Source organism: Szabonella alba (assembly GCF_016765775.1).
In the GTDB taxonomy this organism is placed as follows: domain Bacteria; phylum Pseudomonadota; class Alphaproteobacteria; order Rhodobacterales; family Rhodobacteraceae; genus Szabonella; species Szabonella alba.
In genome coordinates this window covers 1-3,863 of the sequence record NZ_JAESVN010000029.1, presented here as the reverse complement: position 1 = coordinate 3,863, position 3,863 = coordinate 1, and the positions used below count along the sequence as shown (strand labels likewise).

5 protein-coding genes and 1 pseudogene are annotated in these 3,863 nt (G+C 66.8%); all 6 read left to right on the top strand.

What is annotated here, in order from left to right; genetic code table 11:
• Positions 1-46: 46 nt before the first annotated feature.
• Positions 47-208: pseudogene (locus tag JL811_RS20355) on the top strand (GTA baseplate fiber-binding domain-containing protein); the annotation flags it as partial.
• A gap of 186 nt (positions 209-394) precedes the next feature.
• Positions 395-694 carry a hypothetical protein gene (locus tag JL811_RS20090; protein WP_237685098.1) on the top strand — a complete coding sequence of 100 codons (300 nt, stop codon included), beginning with the start codon at positions 395-397 and terminating at the stop codon, positions 692-694.
• Positions 695-706: 12 nt separating this feature from the next.
• Positions 707-2,590, top strand: coding sequence for a DUF2793 domain-containing protein (locus JL811_RS19675; protein ID WP_202690404.1), 1,884 nt, complete (start codon positions 707-709; stop codon positions 2,588-2,590).
• A 17-nt stretch (positions 2,591-2,607) separates the two neighbouring features.
• Positions 2,608-2,754 carry a hypothetical protein gene (locus JL811_RS19670; protein WP_202690403.1) on the top strand — a complete coding sequence of 49 codons (147 nt, stop codon included), beginning with the start codon at positions 2,608-2,610 and terminating at the stop codon, positions 2,752-2,754.
• A 69-nt stretch (positions 2,755-2,823) separates the two neighbouring features.
• A complete protein-coding gene (locus JL811_RS19665) occupies positions 2,824-3,459 on the top strand; it encodes a peptidoglycan recognition protein family protein (RefSeq protein ID WP_202690405.1) in 636 nt (211 codons plus the stop codon).
• Positions 3,460-3,482: 23 nt separating this feature from the next.
• Complete coding sequence (locus JL811_RS19660) at positions 3,483-3,710, top strand: hypothetical protein (RefSeq protein ID WP_202690402.1); 228 nt, start codon at positions 3,483-3,485, stop codon at positions 3,708-3,710.
• Positions 3,711-3,863 lie beyond the last annotated feature (153 nt).

Sequence of the window (3,863 nt, the reverse complement as noted above, 5' to 3'; positions counted from 1 at the left end):
GCATCCGCAGCAAAGAAAAAGAAGGAGACAACACAGATCTTGACCCCTGCCTGACCCGAAATCCATACTCAAAGCCGGGTCAATTCTCGATGAAAAACCCGGGTCAGTTCTGGGTGAAAATCAACACCCGGGGCGCTGGCGGCTGACCCGGCTCCTGCGTGGCCTTCTCGGCACCGAGGGCGCCATCGCCAACCCCGCCCCCGCAGGGGCGCGTGTCGTCGTGCTGGACGGCGGGGTCAAACCCCTGCCGATCGGCAGCGCCGATTATGGTGCGGCCTGGAACTGGCGGATCGGGGCTTCGAGCAAACCCGCAGGCGATCCAGCGAACCTCGCAGTCACATTCGCGCCCTCTGCCCGCGGCTTGCGCCCCTGGCGGCCTTGTCATGCGAGACGGGTGAACCTGCCCGGTGGTGATATCGCCCTCAGTTGGACCCGCCGCACCCGGGCCTTTGCGGGCGACAACTGGGCGCTGACCGAGGTGCCGCTGGGCGAGGTGGCCGAGGGCTATGAACTCGACGTGCTTAACGGCGCCGCGATTGTGCGCACGGTGTCGGGCCTCACGACCCCAGTCTTCACCTACACGGCCGCCATGCAAGCCGTCGACTTCGGTGCCCCGGTTTCCGGCCCCCTTTCCGTGCGCATCGCGCAGGTCGGCGCGCTGGGCCGCGGCGCGATCCTCGACATCACCCTTTGATACGGAGGCCCCATGGCCGACACTCCGAACCTGCGGCTCACCTTCCTCGAGGCGAACCAGGCGCAGAAGCACATCACCGTCAACGAGGCCTTCCGTGCCCTCGATGCCCTCGTGCAGCCCGCTGTGGAAAGCTCCGGCCTGAACACTCCGCCCGGATCGCCGGTTGATGGTGCCCGCTATCTCGTGGGCCCCAGCCCTACGGCTGCCTGGGCTGGCCAAGCTTTCGCGATTGCCGCCTGGCAGGACGGGGCTTGGGCCTTCTATCCGCCTGCGGAAGGCTGGTCGGTCTGGGATCGCGCCACCGATGCCGCCCTGACCTTCCTCGGCGGGGTGTGGGTGCGGCAGGCGGCGCTACCCTTCCCCGACAACCTCTTCCGCCTGGCCGACGATGCCGATCCGACCAAGCTTGCCGCCTTCGATCTGTCCGGCCTCTCGGCAGGAACGACCCGCACCTTCACTTTGCCGAACCTTTCGGCCACGCTCGCCCATCTCGGCAATGCCGCTCAGACCTTCACAGGCGCCACGACGTTTTCGAATGCGGCGGTGACAATCGGCACCGCGACGACGACTGCCACCTATGGCATCGGCACCGGCGGCACGACGACCGGGGTCAGCAAGACGTTGAACCTGGGCACTGGCGACGCAGCCGGATCGACGACGGTGATCAACCTGGGCTCCACCATCGCCGGGGCGCTGGGCACAACGGTGATCAACTCGCCCACCGTCACCTTTGCCGCCAGCGTGACCGCGATCGGCGCCACGGCCGCGAATGTGACCGCGCTGGGCCTCGGCCTCGGCGGCGCCTCGCCCGATGCGTCGAACCGGCTCAGCGTAAACGCCGCCGCCACGCTTCTGAACAATGCGGGCGGGTCGCACGAGGCAACGATTAACAAGGCAGCGGCGGGGAATGATGCGAGCCTTGCCCTGAAGACGGGGTTTTCGGCGCGGGCGCTGTTCGGGCTCTTGGGCACGGACGATGTGACCCTGAAGGTGTCGCCAAACGGCTCGGCCTTCTTCGACGCCTTCGTGATCGATCGCGCCACCGGGCGGGCGGAGTTTCCGGCGCCGATCGTGATCCCGGGCCTCTCCGCCGTGCCCGCATCGCCCCCGGCAGGCAAGCTTGCACTGTACGGCCGCCAACGCGCGGGTGCGCCCTGGCTAGAGGTCGTGCGCCCATCTGGCCGCGACTTCCCCTTGCAACCGCATATGGGTCTGAACCGGATCGGGGCCTGGGCGCCGGTTTCGGCCACGACGATCGCCGCCCAAGGCATCGCATTGACCAGCGTCGGCACCGTCAGCCACCCGGCCCTGGCGGCGGGATCGCTTCTCGCCAGTTCCCGGCGCTGGCGCGTGACCTCGGCCGCCGTGGTGGACTCCGTCTGCGACCAGCGCTCGGCCGTGACCGCCTGTTGGCGGGGCAATGCCGCAGGCCTTGGTGGCTTCACCCTCGTCGCCCGGATCAGCCTGACCATCTTGCAAGCAACCGGAATGGGTTTCTTCGGGCTGTTGTCCTCGGTCGCGGCCTTGGCGGTCACGACGACGCTTTCCACGCTTGTGGAAGCCATCGGCCTCGGGTTCCAGCGCGGCACGCACACGAACTGGCAGCTCGTCAGCAATGACGCCACCGGCGCGCCGACTCTCGTCGATCTCGGTGCCGGGTTCCCGGTTGCTACGGCAGGGTTGCTCACCCTCACAATCTGGTGCCCGGCGGCTGGCACGTCGATCTGGCTGCGTGCTGTGAACGAGCTGACCGGCGCCGTCTTCGAACAAGAGGTGACGACCGACCTGCCCCAGGCCGCAACGTTTCTCGCCCCCCGCCTTTTCCTGAACAACGGCGCCACCACCGCGGCGGTCGCCTTTGAATCCACCGGCCTCTACCTCGAGACTGACTTCTGATCCTGAAAGGAGCCCTGATGTCGCCCGCCGCCTCATCCGCCTATGTCGCCGAGCTGCGCCAGCAGATCGCGATCCTCTCCGAACGCTGCGCCCTTCTCGCCGCCGAACTGGCCGCTGCAAGGGAGGCGCAAAACCCGCCGCCGGACCCACCCACTGCCGGTTGAACCGCGCCCAGACCGCCTCGCGCCCCGCCCTTCCGGCGGGGTTTTTCTTTGCCCGAAAGGACCACACCCATGACCGAACAGATCGATGCCCTGAAAGCGCTGCAAATGGCGCTGGCGCGCCTCGGCTATTACACCGGCGCGATCGATGGCCTCTTCGGCCCGCGCACCGATGCCGCCTTGAAGGCCGTTTCTGCCGAGGGCGGCGCGATCCGCAACCTGAAGCCTGCGGTGCCGGTACCAGCCGGGCCGATGATCTTCCAAGGCATCGCCCGCTACCCCGTGGACGAAATCGTGATCCACTGCGCCGCCACCCACCCGGACTGGATGCGGGGCCAGCCCCTCACCGCCAAGCGCAAGGAGATCGACCGTTGGCACCGCGAAGAACGCGGCTGGCGCAAGATCGGCTACCACCATCTGATCGATCGCGATGGTGCGATCCTGCCCGGCCGCGCAGAGACCGAGATCGGCGCGGGGGTCGAGGGTCACAATCGCGGTGTCATCCACATTTGCCTGATCGGCGGGGCGGGATCATCCGCCACCGATCCCTTCGAGCGGAACTTCACCACAGCCCAAGATCGCGCCCTTCGGGGCCTGATCGACGCCATCCGCGCCGAGACCGCCATCACCCGCATCACCGGACACAACGAACACGCCGCCAAAGCCTGCCCGGGCTTCGTCGCGCGCAACTGGATGAACCGGGCCTGAAACCCATCAAAGGAGTGACCAACATGAACCTGATCAATCAGCCCACCCTTCTTCCCACCCGCAAGATGGCCGCAGTCGGCTGGACGAGCCTGCTCGGTCCGATCGTGGCCGCGATCATCGCGCCCTGGCTGCCGGGGTTGTCGGAAGCCTGCGGAGGGGAGGTCGGGGCGTCCCTTGTCGCCGGTGGGCTCGCGCTGGGCCAAGGGGCGGTGAACTTCGTGGCAGGGTATGTAACCCGGGAAAGAAAGTGAGAGTCTGTGAGAAACGAAAGTCTAAGGGTAATCCTCCCCATGGTTAAGGGGCTGCATAAGTAGAATTTTCTCGTAGCGTGAGCTGAGGAGATTCGAATGAGAAAGAGCCGTTTCACCGAGCCGCAGATCATGGCTGTGCTTCGTCAGGCCGAG